We start from the raw sequence: 22,595 nt of genomic DNA, 5'->3' as shown, positions 1-22,595 counted from the left end.
TCCTTTATTCAGCAGCTTTCAGCGGCGGGCCAGAGGGGCGACCAGACTGATCTGATCGACTGTCCTGTTCTGATCCTTCAAAACGCGAGTCGTCCTCCCACACAATTTCAGTGGCCTGCATCTGCCGGGCAGAGCGCCCTATCGCCATGTCCTGCGCGATCTGGCTGGACCGGCCTGCCGTTACACGGGCCAGAACTCGGCTGAGCCAAATCGCATAGGTTGTCACCCAGACCCGCAAGGCCAGAAGCGATGGCGTCACGATCAGCGTCAGGACAGTTGCAATGCCCAGGCCAAACACCACCGCCGTGGCCAGCTGTTTCCACCACAGTGCGGTGGGGCTGTCGATGGAATAGCCGCCATTGATGAAGTCCAGCGATAGGCCGAACATCATCGGCGTCAGACCGGCCATCGTTGTCAGCGTGGTCAGCAGCACAGGGCGGATACGGGACTCCGCAGTGCGGATGATCGCCTCGATCCTCGGCATATAGCTGCTGTATTCCTGATAGGTGTCGATCAGAACGATATTGTTGTTCACCACGATACCGGCCAGGGCCACGATGCCGGTCCCGGTCATGATGATCGAGAAGGGCTGTTCCATCACGATCATGCCGATCAGAACCCCGGTGGTGGACAGAACCACTGCCAGCAGCACGAGCACCGAATTGTAGAACGAGTTGAACTGCGCCAGCAGGATCACGAACATCAGCCCCAGGGCGCCCATGAACGCGTTCACCAGGAAGGCGCCGGATTCTTCCTGTTCTTCCTGATCACCGGTCCATTCCCAGCTGATCGCGTTGGCAAACGGGCCGGTTTCCAGCCACTCCGTCAGCACCGCAATACGTTCGTTCGGGTTGATCAGCGCAAACTGAGCGTCCCCGTCTTCGATTGCGCTGCGCAGCTGGTCGACACTTTCTGCGCCGGTCAGTTGCACCAGTTCATATGACTTTCCACCCGTACCATTCAGAACGGTGCCGTTCGGTGTGTAGCCTTCCGTCACTTCACGCATGACGGCCAGCCGCACCTGTTTTCCATCGGGGCCTTCGGTCACGACCTTGCTCAGCCCCGGTTCGACATCCGCTTTGACGTCGTAGTATCGCTGCTGGTCGACGCGGTTGATTTCGGCCAGCTTGGCCACGGGTTTGCGCGTTACGAAGTTCGACAACGGCACCAAACCGTCCGGGGTACGAACCTTGAGTGTATCCAGTGTCGACAAAACGCGGTCTTCTTCGGGCAGGCGAACGCGAATTTCGATCTCTTCGTCATTGCTGTCCGGGCGCATCTCGCCCAGCAATATGCCGCGCGTGACCAACTGGACCATGGCGCCGACGGTTGCCACGTCGGCTCCGAACCGACCGGCCTTGGCGACATCCACGTCAATCTGCCAGTCGATGCCGGGCAGGGGCAGGGTGTCTTCGGTCTTGATCAGGCCCGGCGTGGTGTCGAAAACCTCGCGGGCGGTGATCGCTGCCGAGGTCAGGTCTTCCCACCCGTCACCCTTGATGCGCAGATGCACAGGTTTGGCTGAAGCAGGGCCTTGCTCCAAGGGCAGAATCTCGACGATGGTACCGGGGATCGTTGCAAGTTGGGCATTCAGTTCATCAATCACGAAGTCGCCGTCATATTCGGGCGCCACGAAGTGCCGCTCGAACAGGCCCCACAGAGCGGATTCCGAGATGTTGGGACGATCTTCCCACGGGATGATTTCGAACTGAACCCGGCCCACTGTATCGGCCGGCGCCTGAGCGCCACCGTTATTCTGGTTCAGGCCACCTTCGCCGGCAAAGGCAAAGACATTTATGACCGCGGGATGAGATCCGATGATCTCTTCGGCCTGAAGAACCATCGCGTCTTTTTCCGCCAAGGACAGGTTCCCGCGGGCACGCACATATGCGGTGGCCTGTTCAGGTTCGCTTTCCACGAAGAATTCAACGCCACGGGATTCCTGGGGGAACCAGACGAATGTCACGAAATACACCGCAGAGAAAACGACCAACAGAGAGACAATAGGCATGATCGGGTTGCCGACCAGGAACCGGATCACATGGCCAAACGGAGTGTGTTCGTATGCAGTGTGAACATGGTCCTCTTCGCCGCGTTCAATTTTCGCCGCGCTCAGGGTTACGGACCCGGCAAACGCCCCGAACAGGAACAACAGTGCGCCAGCGATCGAGCCACCGGGCAGCAGGTAGTTTGGGTTCAGGACCTGCATCGCGCCCAGAAAGATCATGTACAGCGACGGCGGCACCATCAACACCCGTACCCACCATGGCGTGCGGGCCCGCAACCAGGTCGAGGACCGGTCGAAGATGCGGCTTAGCCGACCGGAAACACCGCCCATGACAGGCAGATAGATCAGCGCCACGATCAGTGAAGCCGACAGAACGAAGATCAGCGTGACCGGCAGCATTCCCATGAACTCACCAGGAATACCGGGCCAGAACAACATGGGCAGGAACGCACAGAGCGTCGTCGCGGTCGAGGACACGATGGGCCAGAACATGCGCTGGGCGGCCTCGACATAAGCATGCATCGGGCCGACGCCTTCCTTGATACGTTTGTCGGCGTATTCCACAACCACGATGGCGCCATCCACCAGCATCCCCACAGCGAGGATGAGGCCGAACATCACGATGTTGGAAATGCTGATGCCCATGACGGCAAGAAACGCAAAACACAGCAGGAACGAGGTCGGGATCGCAAATCCGACCAGCAGGGCGGCCCGCGTGCCCAGCGAGGCAAGAACCACGATCATCACCAGCGCGATTGCAGTCAGAACCGAGCCTTCAAGCTGGCTGACCATCGAGCCGACGATGCGGCTCTGGTCGTTCGATGTACCCAGGTCAACCGCCGCCTGAAGCTCGGGCGGCCATTTGGTCTTTGCATGGGCGATGGTCTCCTTCACCTGAGCGACAGTGTCGATCAGGTTAAATCCCTTGCGTTTGACCACCTGCAGCGCAACGGTCGATTCACCGTTGAAACGGGCCGTGCCTTCACGGTCTTCAAAAGTGTAATTGATCTGCGCCAGTTCCCCCAAGGTTACGACCCGATCCCCGTTGACCTTGATGGGCAGGCCGTAAACATCCTGTGCGGTTTTAAACGACGACGGTATCTTGACCGAGAAGGTGCCTTGCGCGGTTTCAACTTCACCGGCCGCAATCAACTGGTTGTTGTTTCGCACCACGTTGATCAGCTCGTCCGCCGTCACGTTGTACGCCTCGAGCCGAAGCGGGTCGATCACGACCTCGAGCATCTCGTCGCGATTGCCTGCGATGCCGGCTTCGAGAACGGAATCCAGAGCCTCAAGATCGTCCTGCAGATCCTTGGCGACACGGGCCATCGTACGTTCGGGAACGGAACCGGTCAGGTTCACGATGACGATTGGGAATTCGGAAAAGTTGATCTCGGTCAGGGAATACTGTTCTGCGCCTTCGGGGAAGTCCGCTTGAGCTGTGTTCATCGCGTCACGCACATCCGCCATGATCGCGGTTTTATCCCAACCGAAGTCAAATTCGAGCGCGACCCCTGCATAGTTTTCGGCAGCGGTCGAGGTCATTTCCTTGAGCCCGTCGAGATCCGCCAGTTCGGTCTCCATCGGCTTGATCAGCAGGTTTTCAGAATCCTCCGCGGAAATCCCGGGAAACTGCACTGATACAAACAGGGCGGGGATTTCGATATCTGGCTCGCCTTCTTTTGGAAGCGAGACATAGGCAAACCCGCCTATAACGAGCGAGATGGCGATAAATGCCAATACCATTCGGGCCCGATCAGCAGCCCATGCGACAACGCCGGTCATTGGGATGCTTCCCGATAGGTCGGCGCAACAGTTACACCGCGTGTCACGAATTCCTGACCGACAACAATAATATCCGTCGTTTCGGGAAGGCCGTCGATCCACACGCCCTCTGTCGTGTCACGCAGAATGCGGACGGGCATGAAATCGACGACATTGCCGGTACCGACCGTACGGACACCCAATTGACCTTCGTTGCTCAGGGTCAGTGCGGATTGAGGCAGCAGGTGCGCCTTGGTGCCCTCTGCCGCGATGCGAATGGTCGCGGTCTGACCGTCGCGAATGGTCAGATCCGGGTTCGGAACCGTGATTTCAACTTCGAAGGTGCGTGTTGTCTCATCCGCCGAGCGGCTAAGAAAGGTGACACGGCCGCCAAGCTGCCGACCGGTGACCAGTGTTGCCGACGCCTCGGACCCCACCTGAACACGGTTGACCTCGGTTTCCGGAACATACCCGACCAGTTTGATCGGATCGAGCTGAATTACAGTCGCGCACAGGGACCCGGGCTGCATCAGGCTGCCCAATTCGGCGGTGTCGCTTTCCAGCAGACCCTTGAATGGGGCTTTGATGGTCAGGCGGCCAACCTCTCGCTGCGCGGCTTCGACAGCCGCTGCGGCGGCTTCGATTCCGGCCCGGGTCGCCTCCAGCTCGGCTTCGGCGGATTTTACACCTGCTTTGGCGGCGCTCATCGCAGCCTCGCTGGAAATCCGGCGGGTTTCCGAAGCAAACCCGGTTTCCGCCAGTTTGCGCGAAGCCGTCAGATTGATTTCGGCCTCGGCCACACGGGCATGCGCCTCTTGCAAGCGGGCTTCAGCCTCGGGAATGCGGCTTTCGGCTTCGAGTTTTCCGGCCAGCGCCTCGGCCAGTTGCGCTGGGCGCGTGCCGGGGTCGAGTTCACACAGAACATCCCCGGCCTCGACAAAGGCACCTTTGCGCTTGGGTTCCGAGATGACCGTGGACGTGGTTTCAGACAGAACCTCGACCTGCCGGTTCGCCTTGGTTTGTCCTCGCAGCAGAACCGCACTGTCAATTTCGCGCGCCTGCGAACGCAGGGCGACCACGCCAACGGCATCAATATCGGTCTCGTCGGATTCGGCGGCTTCGGTCTGCGCCGCTTCTTCCGCTTCGCCACGCCCGGCGAAAGCAAACAAAGAGTCGCGCTCAAAAACAAGAAAATACAACGCAATAATAACCAGAAGGGCGTTGATGAAAGAAATCAAACGCATTCAGTGTTTCTCCTAGAATTCGGTGCCAACGAAAGCGGGCCGTCTTGGTATGAAATGGGGCGTCGGCTGTGTAATTTCTACACTAAACTGAATAGTTCGGTTTAGTTTTTTTCGCAAGAGAGAAGCCAAGCGGTGAAAATGCGCAAAATCGGACCCTTGGCTTGGCGTTGGTGCCGGGGTATGACATGGCGCACTTATACAAGACACACAGCCCAGGGGGCAGGAATGAGCGACACCGACAGTTTCATTGATGAGGTCACGGAAGAGGTACGCCGTGACCGGATGTATCTGCTGCTGCGCCGTTGGGGCTGGGTTGGTGTGGCGGCGGTCGCGCTGATTGTTGGCGGGGCGGCGTTCAATGAATACCGCAAATCCCGCGATACGGCGCAGGCGCAGGATCTGGGTGACTCGATTCTTGCGGCCCTGTCGGAAAACGATTCTGATGCACGGGCAGCCGGTTTGCGGGAAATCGAGGCGCAGTCGCCGGGCGGGAATGCTGTTCTGAACATGCTGCTGTCTGCGTCCCAGCTTGAAGCGGGATCGCGCGAAGAGGCGGTCAACAGTCTGAACGCGGTTGCCGTGCAGGGGGATTTGCCCGAGATCTATCGTGCGATCGCAAGCTTCAAGGCGCTTTTGTTGCAAAGCGACACCTTGCCCGCCGCCGACCGTCGGCAGCAGTTCGAAGCGCTGGCAGCGCCGGGTGCGCCCCTTCGACTGCTGGCCGAAGAGCAACTGGCCCTGATCGACGTGTCCGAGGGCAATGTCGATGCGGCACTGGACCGCTTGCAGGCGCTGCGTCAGGACGCCGAGGTCGGTATTGATCTGCAACAGCGTGCGGCCCAGCTGATAGTTGCGTTGGGCGGCGAACCCGAGCCATTGGTGGCGCAACAGGGCTGACCAGGCGGGACAAAAGACTTAATGACAGGCGAGTTCGGAACACCATGGTAACAAGACTAATTTCCCGCGCGGGATTGCCGGTTGCGGCACTGGCTTTGACCGCATTGACCGCCTGTGAACCTCCCGAAGCGATTTTGCCCGGAGAACGTGAAGACATCCGTCCGGCGTCTGATCTGGAAACAGTGGAAAAAAGCGGCTCTCAGCCCATCAGCCTGCCAGCTCAAAAAGCGAATGCCAGCTGGCCGCAAAGCCCTGGTACGGCTGCTTACCGAACCTCGAACGCAGCACTGCGTGGCACGCCACAGCGGGTCTGGTCTGTGTCGATCGGGCAGGGCGACTCGCGCAAGCAACGTATCACCGCCGAACCGGTGGTTGCGGGCGGGTTGATCTATACGCTGGATGCGGGGGCGACGGTGTCAGCGGTCACGCCGCAGGGCCAGTTGGCCTGGGATACCGATCTGGTTCCGCCAAGCGACGGTGATGCAGACGCCACCGGTGGCGGCATGGCGTATTCGAACGGCGTTCTCTATGTGTCCTCCGGGTTCGGGCGACTGACCGCATTGGATGCAAAAACGGGCGCCGTGCGGTGGCAGAAGCGATTGGACGCAACCGGAAGCGGCTCTCCGATGGTCAATGACGGGTTGTTGTACCTGGTTGCGGGGGACGAAACCGGGTGGACCATCAACACCAAGGATGGGCGTATCGCCTGGCAAATCGAAGGCACGCCCAGCGTCGGCAACGTTCTGGGCGCACCGGCACCGGTGATTGCCTCGGACCTGGCTGTGTTTGCATTCGGGTCCGGCGATGTTGCGGCCACCTTCCGCCGTGGGGGCATCCGTCGCTGGAATGCGTCCGTCGCAGGCGGGCGGCGGGGACGGGCCGCTGCGCAGATCGTTGACGTGACCGGCAGTCCGATGGTTGTCGGAAACACAATCTATATCGGCAACCATTCTGGCCGGACCGTTGCCTTTGACGCTGCCACCGGTGAACGCCGCTGGACCGCCGATGAAGGAGCGGTTGATACTGTCTGGCCCGCAGGCAACAGCATCTTCCTGATCAGTGACCGCAGTCAGCTGGTGCGCTTGAATGCGGCCGATGGCTCGGTCATCTGGGCGCAGGATCTGCCAAGCTTTGTCAAGGACAAGCGAGGCCGCCGTGGACCGATCTTTGCACATTACGGTCCGATCCTGGCCGGAGGCCGTATTGTGATTGCATCCAATGATGGTTATCTGCGCTTCTTCAATCCGGTTAACGGGGCACTGGTTCACCAGGTCGAAGTTCCCGGAGGTGCAACTACGGCTCCGGTTGTCGCCGGGCAAACGCTGTATGTCGTTTCCTCCAAGGGGGATCTACACGCTTTCCGTTGACGGCAAGATGCGCTAAAGGGCGCTTCTTGAGTCTTGAAAGTTGAGTATCATGTCGCTGACCCTCGCCATCGTGGGGCGCCCGAATGTGGGCAAATCCACCCTGTTCAACCGCCTTGTGGGCAAACGTCTGGCCCTTGTCGACGACCAGCCCGGCGTGACGCGTGACCTGCGCGAAGGCGAAGGGCGTCTGGGCGATCTGCGCTTTACAGTGATTGATACGGCGGGTCTTGAGGACGCAACGGATGACAGCCTTCAGGGGCGGATGCGCCGTCTGACGGAACGTGCCGTGGACATGGCTGATGTTTGCCTGTTCATGATCGACGCGCGCGTCGGTGTGACACCAACGGATGAAATGTTCGCAGAGATCCTGCGCAAACGGTCCAAGCACGTGATCCTTGCGGCCAACAAGGCCGAAGGCAATGCTGCGGATGCGGGTGTTCTGGAGGCTTACAACCTTGGTCTGGGTGAACCGGTCCGCTTGTCGGGCGAACACGGTGAAGGGATGACGGACCTCTATGCGCAGCTGATGCCTCTGGCGGATGCGGCAGAGGAAAAACAGGTCGAGGAAGCCCCGCAAACGGACATTGAACTGGACGAAGACGGTGAGGGTGAGACGCCGCTGATCACCGCGGCCAAGCCCTTGCAGGTTGCGGTGGTGGGGCGTCCGAATGCGGGCAAATCCACCTTGATCAACAAGATCATCGGCGAAGACCGTCTGTTGACTGGGCCAGAAGCCGGGATCACGCGTGACGCAATCAGTTTGCGAATCGACTGGGCTGACCCGGACGGCCAAAGCACGCCGATGCGGATCTTTGACACCGCAGGGATGCGCAAGAAAGCAAAAGTACAGGAAAAGCTGGAAAAGCTTTCCGTGTCCGACGGCCTGCGCGCGGTAAAATTTGCCGAGGTCGTCGTTGTGTTGCTGGACGCCGCGATCCCGTTTGAACAGCAGGATCTGCGGATTGCCGATTTGGCCGAGCGCGAAGGCCGGGCCGTTGTCGTCGCCGTCAACAAGTGGGACATAGAAGACAACAAGCAGGAAAAGCTGCGCGAGTTGAAGGAGTCGTTTGACCGTCTGCTGCCGCAACTTCGCGGCGCGCCGCTGATCACGGTTTCCGCCAAGACGGGCCGGGGACTGGAGCGTTTGCGCGCCGCGATCCTGCGCGCCCATGACGTCTGGAACCGCCGGGTGCCGACTGCCGCCTTGAATCGCTGGCTGACCGCGATGCTGGAACAACACCCGCCGCCAGCCCCACAGGGACGCCGGATCAAACTGCGCTACATGACGCAGGCCAAGACCCGACCTCCGGGGTTTGTGGTGATGTGTTCGCATCCCGACAAAATGCCTGAAAGCTATACCCGTTATTTGGTGAACGGTTTACGGCAGGATTTCGACATGCCCGGAACACCGATCCGCCTGACGCTGCGCGGGCAAGGGGACAAGAACCCCTACAAGGGTCGACGCAAGAAAAACGCGGGCGCATTGGCCAAGCATCTAAAGGGGCGCGGGTAAGCTGCGCACCGGACTCAGGGCTTTGATGACACAGGCAGACTGACTCAATCGTTCCCAAGGACGAATGCGCGGTTCGCTTCTGCGGCATTGGCGATACCCTCTGACGTCCCATTGCCCTGTTCAATGGCCGTCGCCAGTTCGGTCGCGGCTGAACCTGGCGCGAAGATCGTTGCAAATCGCGTTCGACCTCCGAAAAGACCTTTGGAAGCGTCGGCATAGTCATAGGTCAGGTCAAATGTCGAAACCAAACTGACCGCCTCATCATTGGGTCGTTTGTTTTGATTGCGCGATATGGGCGGAACCAGCGTTGTCACGCGGCGCTGTACACCTGCGTTGACCTCGACAGGCAGTGCCTTGGCAGGATCAGAGCGCAAGGCGATTTTCACGCCGCTGCGTTCCCCATATACCAAACTGCGATCCTGAATTGAGGTGCAGCCCGCGACCGCGCAACTCGTGCAGGACTGCATTGCCAGTCAAGATGGCGGCAGAAGATGAGGTGCTGAAACCGTTATAAGAGCACCCCGCAAGCGAGACGCAGATGAATGGTGCAAATGGCAAAAAATTTCTCGATAAAGTCCATCAACAGGCCTGAAAAAACTGTTTGTTTTTCTGATCGGTAGCCTCCACGCGTCAACTCAGAGGGGCATGCGAATGCGGTTGAAGCTTTTCGAGACACTTCAGGGCAGTATTTCTCGGGCGCTTCCTTCTTTTGAGAGGCTCGCGTTTTTCAGTGCCGGTGATCCTGACGCCAGCGCGTAACTGCGCCAATTTTCAGCGTTTTCGCTCTGAGGGCGTGACAGCCCCTGTTCTGCGCGCTAGCATTCGCGTGTGTGCATCTGTCAGCACATGCATTGCTTGCACGCGGTCAAGCCGCGCCTGGGTTTTTAACAGATTAAAACAGGGCCATCGTGGGGAGCGGACTGGATGGATCTGAGGGAATACACAAGACACTACGCAGTTCAGGACAACAGATTGGCTGCACTGAGCTATTTCGGCACGTTTGCGGTGTATTTCGCATCGCTGTCTCTGGCGATCGTATTCGTGGATCGCTGGTACATCATGATCCCGGCCGGGATCGTCTTCGCCTTTTCGGCGGTACGCCTTTATGTGCTGCAACATGATTGCGGGCACCATTCGCTGTTTGAAACGCGAATGCAGAACGAATGGGCAGGGCATGGTCTTTCGCCATTCACCTTTGCACCGTTCGAGGTGATGAAGCAGAACCACAATCTGCACCACGCGGGGATCGGAAACCTTGAGCATCGTGAGACCGGCGAAATTCACACGATGACATTGCGGGAATGGAAAAACGCGGACTGGAAAACACGTTTGTTTTACAGGCTGTATCGAAACCCTTTCATTCTGGTGCCGGTCGGTGCGCTGTTCACATATTTCATTCGCTATCGCTGGCCCAAGAACACTGTTCGTTTCGGTGTCAAAGGCGTCTTGCTGCACAATGCCTCGATCATCGTGTTTTTGGGCCTGTTGTACCTGGTGGCGGGCATGACCGGTATTCTGGTCTGGCTGGTGTTTTCTTTTCTGGGCGGAATGCTGGGTGTGTTTCTCGTGTATCTGCAACACAATTTTGAAGATACCTATTGGGATCGCCGTCCTGATCTGAACCCGCAGACTGCAGCGTTGCATGGATCTTCTGCACTGGATTTCGGATGGTGGTTCGATACTGCCGTCGCCTGCATCACGCTACATGATATCCATCATTACAACGCACGTATCCCATCGTACCGGTTGCGGGCCTGCCACTATAACCTGCCGCCTGAATTCACGCCTCGTCGGATCAAGTTCCCCGAGGCAGTGGCGGCTTTGAACCTCAAGCTTTGGGATGAGGATGCGAAACGCCTCGTGCCATTCCCGAAAAATGACCGAACCGCTGGGTTGGCGCATAGCTGATCCATTGGCTCTGATAAGGCAAGCGCTGAACTGGCGTATATGCATTTCCAATGTATACGCGATGAGGCAGGGCGATAGAGAAAGGACCCTTAGATGACTGCAGTGACCGACGTAAAAGGTGTGGGAGAGGCGCTGGAAAAAGCCCTTGCAGCCAATGGCTTTAAGACCGCAGAAGCGATAGCGAAGGCGTCACCCGCAGATCTGGTCAAGGTTCCTCGGGTCGGTGAGAGCCGAGCCGCCGTATTGATCGAAGCCGCAAAAGCCGCAATAGCCGCAACACCCACTGCCGGGAAGCCTGGCGCGCGCAAGGCGCCGGCACGAAAGCCAGCGGCACGAAAGCCAGCGGCACGGAAGCCAGCAGCCGCAAGACCAGCCGCCCGAAAGGCGGCGACACGAAAAGCCGCCCCGCGCAAGACCGTGGCCGCTGTAGCGGCAGAAAAACGGGCGGAAGAAGCTGCACGCAAAGCGGCAGAAGAACAAGCGGCGGCCGAAAAAGCCGAAGCCGCCGCCAAGAAAAAGGCCAAGGCCAAGGCGAAAGCTGAAAAAGCCGCCAAGAAACGCAAAGAAATGGAAGCAGCGTTTTCCAAGGCCAAGGATAAGGTGAAAGCAAAGTCCAAGAAGGACAAAAAATCGAAAAAGAACGAAAAGAAAAAAGACGCCAAGAAGAGCAAAAAAGACGCCGAGAAGGGCAAGAAAAAAAGTGACAAGAAGAAAGATAGCAATAAGGACAAGAAAAGGGCGAAGAAATAAATTCCTTCGCCCTGTCTTGCATTGTGAACCGGCGCCCGGTGGTGCCGGTTTCGTTTTTTAGGCCAGTGTGCCGTCCAGTTGCAGGGTCAGTTTGCCGCCCAGATAGGGGCTCAGGACTTCGGGCAGGGTCACGGTGCCGTCCGAGTTCTGGCCATTTTCCAGCACTGCAATCAGGCAACGCCCAACAGCCAAACCCGAACCGTTCAGCGTATGGACGTATTCCGGCTTGCCGCCACCGTCGGGGCGGAACCTTGCGTTCATGCGGCGGGCCTGAAAATCACCGCATGTCGAAACCGAGCTGATCTCGCGATAGGTGTCCTGACCGGGCAACCAGGCCTCGATATCATAGGTGCGGCGGGCGCCAAAGCCCATGTCACCGGTACACAGGATGACAGTGCGGTAAGGAATGCCCAGCTTTTCCAGAATGCCCTCGGCGCAGTGCAGCATGCGCTTCTGTTCTTCATCCGATTTGTCCGGATGCGTGATCGAAACCATCTCGACCTTTTCGAACTGGTGTTGCCGCAACATCCCGCGGGTGTCTTTGCCCGCGGATCCGGCCTCGGACCGGAAGCACAGGGAATGCGCGGTGTAGCGGCGGGGCAGATAGCTTTCCTCGATCAAACTGTCGTTTACGATATTGGTCAGCGACACTTCGGAGGTCGGGATAAGCCACCAGCCTTCGCGGGTCTGATAGCTGTCTTCGCCAAATTTCGGCAATTGGCCGGTGCCCTGCATCATCTCGGACAGAACCAGAACCGGGCCATTCACCTCGGTCAGCCCGTTTTCGGTGATATGCGTATCCAGCATGAACTGCGCCAAAGCGCGATGAATACGGGCGACTCCACCGGACAACAGCACAAATCGCGAACCCGAGAGTTTGGCCGCGGTTTCGAAATCCATGCCTTGCTGAACGGCTTCGATCTCGAAGTGTTCCTTGGGCGCAAAATCCAGTTCACGCGGTGTGCCCCAGCGGCTGATCTCGACGTTGTCGTTATCATCCACGCCATCCGGCACATCCTCGGCGGGCAGATTTGCGATCCGGATCAACTGATCCGTCAGCAGGGCATCCAGATCCTTGGCCTCGGTCTGCATGCGCGCGATTTCGGCCTTTTTCTCGGCGACCAGCGCGCGCAGGCGTTCGAATTCGGCTTCGTCGCCTCGAGCCTTGGCAGCCCCGACTTCCTTGGACGCCTTGTTCTGTTCGGCTTGCGCTGTTTCGGCCGCCAGAATCTTGGCGCGACGGCTTTCGTCCAGCCTGAGCAAATCTGACGACACCGGCGCGTCCCCACGGCGCGCTAAAGCGGCGTCGAAAGCGGCAGGGTTTTCGCGAATGGCGCGGATGTCGTGCATGTCTCAGATCCTTGAATGCGTGAATCACTGAAACCGCTTATGCACCATCTGTGGGGCAGGGTGTAGCGCCGGTTACGACTTATCCGCTTCCTCGTGCGATTCATGTGCCAGATGACCATCCCATTCATCCGCCGGGATTTTTGGTTCTGGCGGATCAGCCATGTAAGATGGCGTCATGATCTGCACTTTGTTCTCATTGAAAACGGCGACAATGTTGCGATGCAGGTCCGAGCGGATTTTGGGAATGATGCTGCCGCGGGTGGTGTAACCGTTGATCTGATAATTGATGGCGTAGTCGGCCAGCGCCGTCCACAACACGAAAGGTTCAGGTTTGGCCTTGATCCCCTTGGTGCGGTTGGCCGCCTCGATCAGCATTGCTTCGACCTTTTCGGGCGGTTCTTCATATCCGATGCCAACCGTCGTGTGCAGCAGCAACCCACTGCCATCGGTTTTCTTCGAGAAATTCACGACGTCCGAATTCATCAATTGGGCGTTCGGGATCGAAATCAGCTCGTTCTTGATGGATTTCAGATGCGTCTCCATCAGTTTGATCTGAACCACGTCGCCGATATGCTCTTCGATCTGAATGCGGTCGCCGATTGACGTGGAACGACGATAGATCACGAACAGCCCTGCCAGCATGTTGGACACGACCGAGTTGGCACCCAGCGACAGCATGGCGCCGACCAGAATGGTCAGACCCTGGAAGGCGGCCGAATCCGAACCGGGAATGTAGGGAACAGCAAAGACGAGCGCGATCAGAATCACGATAACCCGAGCGATGTTGAACGTCGGATTGACCCAGTGTTTTTCAAAATCGCCCATTTCGAACGAACCGGCTTCGACCGCGTCGAAGAACACGCGCATGCCCTTGATTATGTACAAAGTGACCCATGCGATCAGGCTGAGCATAATCAGGTTTGGGATATAGCTGAGTATTCCCTTGAATATCAGCAGTACCGGTTCTGTCAGATAGGTAAGCAGCAGTTGCGCGAAATAGCGTGTTTCCGCAAAGGCCAGTAGAACGAAGGACAGGTAGTAGTAGAAGCCGAGAAAGAAGATGACCAACAGGGCAAAATTCAGCCCGTATCGGATCAGGGCGGCGATTGCTTCGGCCTGAACGCTTTTGGCCGTCGCCGTTTCGACATCCTTCAAATAACGCTTTACCAGTTTCAGAGTGCGCCGCCTGATCCGCCGGTGAAGCCAAAGGATAACCAGCACGAAGACGACAAAACCTAAGGTCCATCCCGCGGCTTCAATCGCTCCGGATACCCGGGCTTGATCTGTACGGTTGGAGCGGTAGGCAAGGATGGCCTCTTCGATGGCCTGACCATGCAAGAAGCCGAGGACGTCCAGCTCCATCTGGTCCAGTTCGGCGTCTGCAACTGTAACGATCGATACGATTTCACCGTCGGCGCGAATGCGTATACCCAGGTCGGTTTCTTCAAAGGTGATGTCGACCGTGGGGCTTTCCGAGGCCTCGGCCACCTCAATGATCTTGTTCTGCACGCTTTCGGCACGTTCCGGCGCGGGCAGGGCGCTGGAGCCGCGCAGGAAGAACAACATGTCGCCGTCCACGATGACGGGTGCCTTGAAACTTTCGGTTTCTTCCGCCTCGGGTTCGGTGGCTTCGGCAGGCAATTCCTGGGCCTTCACCGATGCGGCCAGACACAAGATCAAGCTCAGCAGAGACAGCAAAAGCGTCAACGATTGGAATGGTTTGTATCTAGCTCTCATTGCCCCCCCTGATGTTCGACTATAGCCAAATTGAGATATCTGCATAGGACATATCTGCAACGATTGACCGGTTCATGTGGCACCTTTGTCAGGTTGCGGCCGATCACATGACCACCTTTGCTTGCAAACGCGCATTTCAAAGCATAGGTTCCGGCAAAATTTGCGGAACGGTGCCGCAAGATCTGAACAAAGGAATATCCCATGGAAGGTGGCGCAATCGCCCAGTTTCTCCCGCTTATCCTGATCTTTGCGATCATGTATTTCCTGCTGATCCGTCCGCAGCAGAAGAAAATGAAGGAACATCAGGCCATGGTCGATGCCGTGCGTCGGGGGGATCAGGTTGTCACCCAAGGCGGGCTGATCGGCAAAGTGTCGAAGGTCAAGGAAGGCGAAAACGAGATCGAAGTCGAGATCGCCGAAGGTGTTAAAGTGCGTGTGGTTAAATCGACCATCGCTCAGGTTCTGAACAAAACCGAACCTGCGAAATAACATCACCTTACAAATCCTTGAAAAGGCAGGGTAATGCTGCACATTGATACCTGGAAGCGGGTTCTGATCTGGCTGGTCTGCGTGACTGGCCTGATCATGGCCCTGCCAAATGCGTTTTATACACGGGTCGAGCAATCAAACGACGCCAAAGCTGCGATCGAGCTGGGCGTGGACACGCCCGAGTTGCAGGCCGAGGCGGGGCAATGGCCGAACTGGCTGCCCTCGTCACTGGTCAATCTGGGCCTTGACCTGCGCGGCGGTGCACATCTGTTGGCCGAAGTTCAGGTGCAGGACGTCTACGAATCCCGGATGGAGGCGATGTGGCCAGATATCCGTGACGCCCTGCGCGATGAGCGTTCGACCGTTGGGACGGTCCGCCGTCAGGAATCGGCCCCAGATGAGATTCGCGTGCGCATCAGCCAGCCTGAGGGCATGGCGCGGGCACTGGAGGTCGTGCGCGGTCTTGCCCGTCAAGTGCAGACCCTGACTGGTGTCGGGGCAACGGATATCGAGGCACGTGCCGAAGGCGACACGATTGTCGTTCAGTTGTCCGAGGCAGAAAAACTAGCCTCAGACGACCGCACAGTGCGTCAATCGTTGGAAATCATCCGCCGCCGGATCGACGAAGTGGGAACCCGAGAGCCGACCATTCAGCGTCAGGGTGCCGATCGTATCCTGATTCAGGTGCCTGGCATCGGCAGCGCGGGTGAGTTGAAAGAGATCATCGGCACGACGGCGCAACTGACCTTTAACCCGGTTGCCGGACGCGGCACCGAGCCGGATGCCGTTGCAGGCATCGGCGAGGAAATCGTGCCGTCGATTGACGAAAGCGGTGTTTACTACACAATTGAGTCCGCTCCGGTCGTTACCGGAGAGGAACTGGTCGATGCGCAGCCCGCATTCGACCAAAACGGCCGCCCTGCGGTCAACTTCCGGTTCAACACGTCTGGTGCGCGCAAATTTGGGGATTACACCCGCGACAATATCGGAGCCCCCTTTGCCATCGTTCTGGACGATGAAGTGATTTCAGCCCCCGTGATCCAAAGTCATATTCCGGGCGGCTCGGGCATCATCACCGGGAACTTTACGGTTGAGGAAAGCACCAACCTGGCCGTCCTGCTGCGAGCGGGCGCACTGCCTGCCGGTTTGGAATTCCTCGAAGAACGTACCATCGGACCCGAGTTAGGGCAGGACAGTATCGACGCGGGCAAAGTCGCCACCATCGTGGCCTTTGTCGCGGTGTTGGTTTTCATGGCGCTCAGCTATGGTCTGTTCGGGATCTTCGCCAACATCGCGCTGATCATCAATGTGGGCCTGTTGTTCGGTCTGCTGTCCATGATCGGAGCAACCTTGACCCTGCCGGGTATCGCGGGGATCGTATTGACTGTCGGTATGGCGGTGGACGCCAACGTGCTGATCTTTGAACGTATCCGCGAGGAATTGAAATCCGCCAAAGGTCCGGCGCGCGCAATCGAACTGGGCTATGAAAAGGCGCTGTCTGCCATTCTGGATGCGAACGTGACCACATTCATCACCGCCGTGATCCTGTTTGCCATGGGCAGTGGCCCGGTGCGCGGCTTTGCAATCACTCTGGGCCTCGGCATTCTGACTTCGGTCTTCACCGCGATCTTCGTGACGCGCCTGATGATCGTGATGTGGTTCGAACGCCGCCGTCCGAAAACGATCGAGGTTTGACATGAGACTGAAACTCGTACCCCAGAACACCTCGTTCGATTTCTTCAACCGCTGGAAGGTCTGGTTGGGCATTTCCGGCCTGATGATGGTGATTGCCTTCACCTCGTTCATGCTGCAAGGGCTGAATTTCGGTATTGATTTCCGGGGTGGCACGACGATCCGGACGCAAAGCGCGGTCGAGATCGATGTGGGCACATACCGAGATGCCATCGCCCCGCTGGAACTGGGCGATGTGACCATCACCGAGATTTTCGATCCAACCTTTGCGGATGACGAAAACGTTGCGATGATCCGCATCCAGGCGCAGGAAGATGCCGAGGCTGTCGAAGCAGCGACCATCACCGCCGTAGAGGACGCGTTGCAGCAGGTAATACCTGATATTCAGTTCGTCTCCGTAGAATCCGTGGGCCCCAAGGTCTCGGGCGAGTTGATCCAGACCGCCGTCATCGCGGTGGCTTTGGCGATTGGCGCGGTGCTTGTCTATATCTGGCTACGGTTCGAATGGCAGTTCGCGCTGGGGGCCGTGGCGGCACTGGTTCACGATGTGATCCTGACCATCGGCATCTTCTCAGAACTGCAAATCCGGTTTGACCTGGCCATTATCGCGGCCCTTCTGACCATCGTCGGTTATTCGCTGAACGATACCGTGGTCGTTTTCGACCGGGTGCGTGAGAATCTGCGGAAGTACAAAAAGAAAGACCTCAAAGACGTCCTGAACATTTCGATCAACGAAACGCTCAGCCGGACGGTGATGACCTCGGTCACCACTTTGCTGGCGTTGATCTCACTTTATGTTCTGGGTGGCGATGTGATCCGCGGCTTTGTATTCGCGATGATCTGGGGCGTGATCGTGGGCACCTATTCATCGGTCTTCGTCGCCTCGACCATCCTGTTGTGGCTGGGGGTCAAGCGCGACTGGTCCAAGCCGTCGAACACGGCGGGCAACCAGTTTGCCAATATCGATGCCTGAGGCGTTGCAACAGGCCTTGTCCCTGCCGGGGCTGGGTTGGTTGGTTCTTACCATCGGAGCCGCGGGACTTGTCCGCGGCTTCACTGGTTTTGGCACCGCGATGATCTTTGTTCCGGTGGCCACTCAATTTCTACCGATTGCCGATGTCGTCTTTCTGATGGCAGCCACCGGGATCGTATCGACCTTTGCGCTGGCGCCGCAGGCATGGCGTGAATGCGACAAGACCGAAATCAGCACTTTGGGCGTTGCAGCGGCACTAACCGTGCCGCTTGGCCTTTGGGTCATGGCACAGGCCGACACGGTCGTTCTGCGCTGGATTGCCTGCGGTATCACCGGCGTGACCCTGTTGGCGATCGTCACTGGCTGGCGCTGGCAGGGGCGGCTGGGTGTGCCCGGACGGCTGGCCATCGGAGGCAGCGCAGGCGTGATCGGCGGCATGACCGGACTGACCGGCCCGGTCGTTATCGTATTCTATCTGGCCAGCTCTTCAGATGTGCGCAAGATTCGTGCCAACACGATCATCTTTCTGGCTTTGCTGGATGTGGCCATCGTCTTCAGCATCCTGATCGGAGGCGCTGCGGATCTGTCGATCCTTTGGATTGTCCTGCTGCTGGGCTTGCCCTATCTGAGCACGACACTGATCGGCAAGGCTCTGTTCGATCCAAAGCTCGAACGGATCTATCGCGCTGCGGCTTATTCGGTCATTCTGATAGCAGTCGTTTCCGGCTTGCCGATCCTGGATTGAAGGAGGGAAGGAATGCGCCTGAACCAAGTTACGTTTTCGGATGCCAAGCCGGTTGATGGCTATGGCCCCGGGTTTTTCCGCATCGGCGGTGATGTGTTCGAAGGCGCAGTTCTGACCGGCCCCGCAGGACCTGCCACCTGGGGCGGTTATGAAGATGCGCAGCCACTTCTGGAGCTGGCCGATGGAATTGACGTTCTGCTTGTCGGTACGGGCAAAGACATGGCCCACATTCCCCAGTCTTTGCGCACCCAGCTGGAGAGTGCCGGTGTCGGCGTCGAAATCATGAATTCTCCGGCTGCGTGCCGCACCTACAATGTCTTGCTCTCTGAAGGTCGCCGAATAGCGCTTGCTCTGATCCCGGTCTGACGGGATCACTTCATCTGGCTGAAAATATCCCGGGGTGTGTGAGGGGCTGGCCCCTCACTCGGACCTCTCTGCTCAGAGCTCCCACAACCGAACTGCGGCAAATCCCACCTTTTGCCTCTGATGACATTCCGATAAGCGGGTCTCATGACTCTGATTGTAACCGACCTGTCGATCACCCGTGGTGGCATTCCCGTCCTGGAGCATCTCAGCTTTCAGCTGCCTCCTGGCAAAGCGCTGATTCTGCGTGGGCCGAACGGGATCGGCAAAACGACCCTTCTGCGCACATTGGCCGGGTTGCAGCCGCCGCTGAAGGGTCAGATTCAGGGCGCGGAAGATCAGATTGCATATGCGTCCCATTCGGACGGGCTGAAACCGACGCTGACTGTATCCGAGAACCTGACGTTCTGGGCTTCTGTTTTTGGAACCAACGGCATCCAGACGGCGTTGGACGCGTTCCAGTTGAACGAGCTGGCGGATCGCCATGCAGGGAACCTGTCGGCAGGTCAGAAACGGCGGCTGGGGCTGGCACGCATGCTGGTCACCGGGCGGCCGATCTGGATGCTGGACGAGCCGACCGTTTCTCTGGACAGAAATGCGGTGCAGATGTTCGCCGATGCAGTCCGCGCGCATCTGGGGCAGGGTGGGTCAGCCCTGATCGCGACCCATATCGACCTTGGCCTCGATGGTGAGGTTCTGGACGTCGGCCCGAACAAGGCCAAACCCAAACCCATTGACGATTTCGACGGAGGCTTCCTGTGATCGCCCTTCTGCTGCGCGACCTGAAACTGGCCTTCCGTGCGGGCGGCGGGTTTGGTTTGGGATTAGCCTTTTTCCTGATCGTGACCGTGATGGTGCCGTTTGCAGTGGGGCCACAATCGTCACTGCTGTCCACCATTGCGCCCGGTGTGCTCTGGCTGGGGGCGTTGCTGGCTTGCCTGCTGTCTCTTGACCGTCTTCTGGCGTTGGACTGGGAGGACGGGTCACTGGACCTGCTGGCCACGGCGCCGCTGCCACTGGAATCAGTCGTGACCATCAAGGCGCTGGCCCACTGGCTGACCACAGGCCTGCCTTTGGTTCTGGCCGCACCTTTTCTGGGGGTCTTGCTGAACCTGCCTGCGCAAGGGTTCTTCTGGCTTGTCATCTCGCTGCTGATCGGCACCCCGGCCATGAGCGTGATCGGAACATTCGGCGCTGCCCTGACTGTCGGTCTCAAGCGCGGCGGGTTGCTGTTGTCGCTCTTGGTGCTGCCGCTTTACGTCCCCACCCTGATTTTCGGGGCCGAGGTCGCCCGGCGTGGGGCAACGGGGATGGACGTGCAGACGCCGTTGTTGATGCTGGCGGGGATCACGGCGGCCACCATCGCGTTGTTGCCCTTCGCCAGCGCGGCTGTGTTGCGTATCAATCTGCGGTGAACCGTCCCAACTTTGACTGATGTCAATTGAGAAAACCCCCAACTCGGACTAGATAGGGCCCATGTCGATAGCAGCCAAAGCCAATGCCCTCTGGGAATACGCCAACCCGCGCAAGTTTCTTGCGACCAGTGAACGTGTCCTGCCGTTTTTCTGGATCGTCTCGATCTTCTGCATCGTCGTCGGGCTGGTCTGGGGGTTCTTCTTCACGCCGGACGACTACAAGCAAGGGTCGACGGTCAAGATCATCTATCTGCACGTACCGGCGGCGCTGATGGCGATCAATTGCTGGCTGATGATGCTGGCGACTTCTCTGGTCTGGCTGGTGCGACGTCACCATGTCAGCGCGCTGGCGGCGCGGGCGGCTGCACCGATCGGGATCGTGATGACCCTGATTGCGTTGCTGACAGGGGCGATCTGGGGACAGCCCATGTGGGGCACCTGGTGGGCGTGGGATCCGCGTCTGACGTCGTTTCTGATCCTGTTCCTGTTCTATCTTGGCTATGTCGCGTTGTGGGAAGCCATCGAGGATCCGGATACTGCGGCGGACCTGACCTCGGTTCTGTGTCTGGTCGGATCCGTGTTCGCGCTGCTCAGCCGATATGCGGTCAACTTCTGGAACCAGGGCCTGCATCAGGGCGCATCGGTCATGCGGGCGGCTGCCGTGACCGGAGCCGATACGGAAGAAAAAGTCAGCAATATCTACTTCTATCCGCTGTTGCTGTGCATCATCGGATTTGTTCTGCTGTTCATTGCTTTGGTGCTGTACCGCACCGGGACTGAAATCCGCGCGCGTCGCATCAAGGCGTTGCAGGCGCGGGAAAGGGTGGGCGGATGATCCCCGATCTTGGAAAATACGCTGACGCGGTTTTGTCGTCTTATGCCGTGTCCATCGTGCTGCTTGTGGCATTGATCGTGTTCAGCGTGATGCGAGGGCGCAAGATACGCACTGAGATGGAAAAAATCGAACAAAGGATCTCGCGCAATGGCTAAGATATCGCCCCTGATGATCGCGCCGCCTTTGATTTTTGGCGCGTTCGCCGTGTTGGCCGGGATCGGTATGTTCCGGGAAGACCCCAACGCGTTGCCCTCTGCCCGCGAAGGCCAACCGGCTCCGCCCGTGGTTCTGTCCGAGTTCCCGGAAAAGAAGCTGTTCGACGATGCCACGCTGCGGGATGGAGAAGTCAAACTGGTCAACTACTGGGCCAGCTGGTGCGCGCCGTGCCGTGCCGAGCATCCCAATCTGGAAGCGCTGGCCGCCGAAGGCATCCCGGTCTATGGCATCAACTACAAAGACCAGTTGGGCAACGCCCAAGCGTTCTTGACCGAGCTGGGTGACCCCTACGCCGCGATTGGCCGTGATGAGAAGGGCCGCATGGCATTGGATTGGGGTCTTTACGGCGTACCCGAAACCTATGTGGTTGATGGCGACGGCACAATCATCTTCCGCTTTGCCGGCCCGATTACGCAGCGCGTGATTGAAAACACTCTGCGTCCGGCGTTGGAAAAGGCTGCGGGCGGTTGAGCAATTTGGAAAACGAGGTTTAAGCCACCTTACAAGCGATAGCCTCCGGTCACGCCCAGAACCTCTCCGGTTACGAACCCCGCCGCGTCCGAGGCCAGAAACCGAACGACCCTGGCGATGTCTTCGGGTGTTCCGATCCGGCCCAGCGCCGTTTCCCTGACGAAAAGCGATGTCAGATCGTCAGGGCGGGGGCCTTCGGGGATGTTGATGGCACCCGGCGCAACCGCATTGACGCGGATGCCTTCGGGGCCGAGCTCTTTCGCCATGGCCCGTGTCCAGAGGTTCAAAGCGGCCTTGCTTGCCCCATAGGTCGCGGCGTCGCGCGGTGGCAATGTTGCGTTCATCGATGAGATGCTGACGATCGAAGCGCCGCGTTTCAGATGCGGCAACGCCGCAGCCAGCAACGCGGCCGGGGCCAGCAGATTGAGGTCAAGAATGGCGCGATGGTCTTCAACCCTGAACGCTTGTTTCGGAGTGGCGCGAACAAGACCGGCGTTGTTCACGATCACGTCCAGTCGCCCGAAGTGATCGATGACCTTTTTGACGACCTGGGTGGGTTGGTTGTCTTCTGTCAGGTCCGATTGAATTGCCAGAACGTCGCCTTTCAGCACTTCAGAATCCGGCTGGCTGGCCAACCAGGTGAAGGCAACATGGTGATCTCGGCTCAGGTCTTCGACTATTGCCCGCCCGATCCCACGGGCACCACCGGTTATCAGTGCAACTTTTTCCATGAACTCAGATGACCGGCAAAGCGCCCAGGATTCAACATTGATTTTTGCGCTGCCGGAATGCGGTCACTTGCGCAGCAATATCCAGAGCATTGCCGCGATGAACGCGAAGGTGACAAGGTTCATCAGA

General features: G+C 58.4%; 21 protein-coding genes. 15 read left to right on the top strand and 6 right to left on the bottom strand.

Features of this window, described 5'->3' with window-relative positions; all coding sequences use genetic code 11:
- Positions 1-4: 4 nt before the first annotated feature.
- Positions 5-3,793 carry an efflux RND transporter permease subunit gene (locus GOW56_RS03960; RefSeq protein WP_171204995.1) on the bottom strand — a complete coding sequence of 1,263 codons (3,789 nt, stop codon included), beginning with the start codon at positions 3,791-3,793 and terminating at the stop codon, positions 5-7.
- Positions 3,790-5,016 (bottom strand): efflux RND transporter periplasmic adaptor subunit, encoded by a 1,227-nt coding sequence (locus tag GOW56_RS03955; protein ID WP_171167544.1) that lies wholly within the window; start codon positions 5,014-5,016, stop codon positions 3,790-3,792. The genes GOW56_RS03960 and GOW56_RS03955 overlap by 4 nt, the downstream gene beginning before the upstream one ends.
- 225 nt (positions 5,017-5,241) lie before the next feature.
- Between GOW56_RS03955 and GOW56_RS03950 the strand changes: the two genes are divergently transcribed.
- Genes GOW56_RS03950 through der form a run of 3 tightly spaced genes read left to right on the top strand, consistent with a single transcriptional unit; the run spans position 5,242 to position 8,793 of the window.
- Positions 5,242-5,913, top strand: a complete 672-nt coding sequence (locus GOW56_RS03950; protein WP_171115289.1) for a hypothetical protein — start codon at positions 5,242-5,244, stop codon at positions 5,911-5,913.
- A 44-nt stretch (positions 5,914-5,957) separates the two neighbouring features.
- On the top strand, positions 5,958-7,280 hold the full coding sequence (locus tag GOW56_RS03945) for a PQQ-like beta-propeller repeat protein (protein WP_171167548.1): 1,323 nt from the start codon (positions 5,958-5,960) through the stop codon (positions 7,278-7,280).
- Between the two features lie 49 nt (positions 7,281-7,329).
- The gene (gene der, locus GOW56_RS03940; RefSeq protein ID WP_171167550.1) at positions 7,330-8,793 is read left to right on the top strand and encodes a ribosome biogenesis GTPase Der; all 1,464 of its coding nucleotides are present in this window, start codon (positions 7,330-7,332) and stop codon (positions 8,791-8,793) included.
- Positions 8,794-8,837: 44 nt separating this feature from the next.
- Here der and GOW56_RS03935 read toward each other — a convergent pair whose 3' ends face one another.
- Complete coding sequence (locus GOW56_RS03935) at positions 8,838-9,203, bottom strand: hypothetical protein (protein WP_171204994.1); 366 nt, start codon at positions 9,201-9,203, stop codon at positions 8,838-8,840.
- Between the two features lie 514 nt (positions 9,204-9,717).
- Between GOW56_RS03935 and GOW56_RS03930 the strand changes: the two genes are divergently transcribed.
- Together GOW56_RS03930 and GOW56_RS03925 are read left to right on the top strand one after the other, a co-directional pair.
- A complete protein-coding gene (locus GOW56_RS03930) occupies positions 9,718-10,701 on the top strand; it encodes a fatty acid desaturase (RefSeq protein WP_171167554.1) in 984 nt (327 codons plus the stop codon).
- Positions 10,702-10,794: 93 nt separating this feature from the next.
- A complete protein-coding gene (locus tag GOW56_RS03925; RefSeq protein WP_171204993.1) occupies positions 10,795-11,451 on the top strand; it encodes a helix-hairpin-helix domain-containing protein in 657 nt (218 codons plus the stop codon).
- Positions 11,452-11,508: 57 nt separating this feature from the next.
- On the opposite strand, the gene serS is transcribed toward GOW56_RS03925, so the two are convergent.
- Both serS and GOW56_RS03915 read right to left on the bottom strand, forming a co-directional pair.
- On the bottom strand, positions 11,509-12,801 hold the full coding sequence (gene serS / locus GOW56_RS03920; RefSeq protein ID WP_171204992.1) for a serine--tRNA ligase: 1,293 nt from the start codon (positions 12,799-12,801) through the stop codon (positions 11,509-11,511).
- A 72-nt stretch (positions 12,802-12,873) separates the two neighbouring features.
- The gene (locus tag GOW56_RS03915; protein WP_171204991.1) at positions 12,874-14,538 is read right to left on the bottom strand and encodes a mechanosensitive ion channel family protein; all 1,665 of its coding nucleotides are present in this window, start codon (positions 14,536-14,538) and stop codon (positions 12,874-12,876) included.
- Positions 14,539-14,739: 201 nt separating this feature from the next.
- Here GOW56_RS03915 and yajC point away from each other — a divergent pair, with 201 nt between their 5' ends.
- The 10 genes from yajC (at position 14,740) to GOW56_RS03865 (ending at position 21,737) form a co-directional block, all read left to right on the top strand.
- Positions 14,740-15,027: a preprotein translocase subunit YajC gene (gene yajC / locus GOW56_RS03910; RefSeq protein ID WP_152458368.1), complete on the top strand. Its 288-nt coding sequence runs from the start codon at positions 14,740-14,742 to the stop codon at positions 15,025-15,027.
- A gap of 33 nt (positions 15,028-15,060) precedes the next feature.
- A complete protein-coding gene (gene secD, locus GOW56_RS03905; protein WP_171204990.1) occupies positions 15,061-16,722 on the top strand; it encodes a protein translocase subunit SecD in 1,662 nt (553 codons plus the stop codon).
- 1 nt (position 16,723) lies between these two features.
- Complete coding sequence (gene secF, locus GOW56_RS03900; RefSeq protein WP_171204989.1) at positions 16,724-17,692, top strand: protein translocase subunit SecF; 969 nt, start codon at positions 16,724-16,726, stop codon at positions 17,690-17,692.
- A complete protein-coding gene (locus GOW56_RS03895) occupies positions 17,673-18,437 on the top strand; it encodes a TSUP family transporter (protein ID WP_371807869.1) in 765 nt (254 codons plus the stop codon). The genes secF and GOW56_RS03895 overlap by 20 nt, the downstream gene beginning before the upstream one ends.
- 12 nt (positions 18,438-18,449) lie before the next feature.
- The gene (locus GOW56_RS03890) at positions 18,450-18,803 is read left to right on the top strand and encodes an Mth938-like domain-containing protein (protein WP_152458364.1); all 354 of its coding nucleotides are present in this window, start codon (positions 18,450-18,452) and stop codon (positions 18,801-18,803) included.
- Between the two features lie 144 nt (positions 18,804-18,947).
- Positions 18,948-19,562, top strand: a complete 615-nt coding sequence (ccmA, locus tag GOW56_RS03885) for a heme ABC exporter ATP-binding protein CcmA (RefSeq protein ID WP_152458363.1) — start codon at positions 18,948-18,950, stop codon at positions 19,560-19,562.
- Entirely contained in the window at positions 19,559-20,215 is a 657-nt protein-coding gene (ccmB, locus tag GOW56_RS03880) for a heme exporter protein CcmB (protein WP_152458362.1), read from the top strand. Before ccmA ends, ccmB begins: the two co-directional genes overlap by 4 nt.
- Positions 20,216-20,276: 61 nt before the next feature.
- Positions 20,277-21,050 carry a heme ABC transporter permease gene (locus tag GOW56_RS03875; RefSeq protein ID WP_152458361.1) on the top strand — a complete coding sequence of 258 codons (774 nt, stop codon included), beginning with the start codon at positions 20,277-20,279 and terminating at the stop codon, positions 21,048-21,050.
- On the top strand, positions 21,047-21,205 hold the full coding sequence (gene ccmD, locus GOW56_RS03870) for a heme exporter protein CcmD (RefSeq protein ID WP_170343892.1): 159 nt from the start codon (positions 21,047-21,049) through the stop codon (positions 21,203-21,205). Before GOW56_RS03875 ends, ccmD begins: the two co-directional genes overlap by 4 nt.
- A complete protein-coding gene (locus tag GOW56_RS03865) occupies positions 21,198-21,737 on the top strand; it encodes a DsbE family thiol:disulfide interchange protein (RefSeq protein ID WP_171204988.1) in 540 nt (179 codons plus the stop codon). The genes ccmD and GOW56_RS03865 overlap by 8 nt, the downstream gene beginning before the upstream one ends.
- Positions 21,738-21,766: 29 nt before the next feature.
- Here GOW56_RS03865 and GOW56_RS03860 read toward each other — a convergent pair whose 3' ends face one another.
- Entirely contained in the window at positions 21,767-22,468 is a 702-nt protein-coding gene (locus tag GOW56_RS03860) for an SDR family NAD(P)-dependent oxidoreductase (protein ID WP_171204987.1), read from the bottom strand.
- Positions 22,469-22,595 lie beyond the last annotated feature (127 nt).

The organism is Ruegeria sp. HKCCA0235A, assembly GCF_013033235.1.
Lineage (GTDB): Bacteria > Pseudomonadota > Alphaproteobacteria > Rhodobacterales > Rhodobacteraceae > Ruegeria.
Note: the sequence above shows the minus strand (reverse complement) of the source record. Positions and strands in the feature narration are given on the sequence as shown.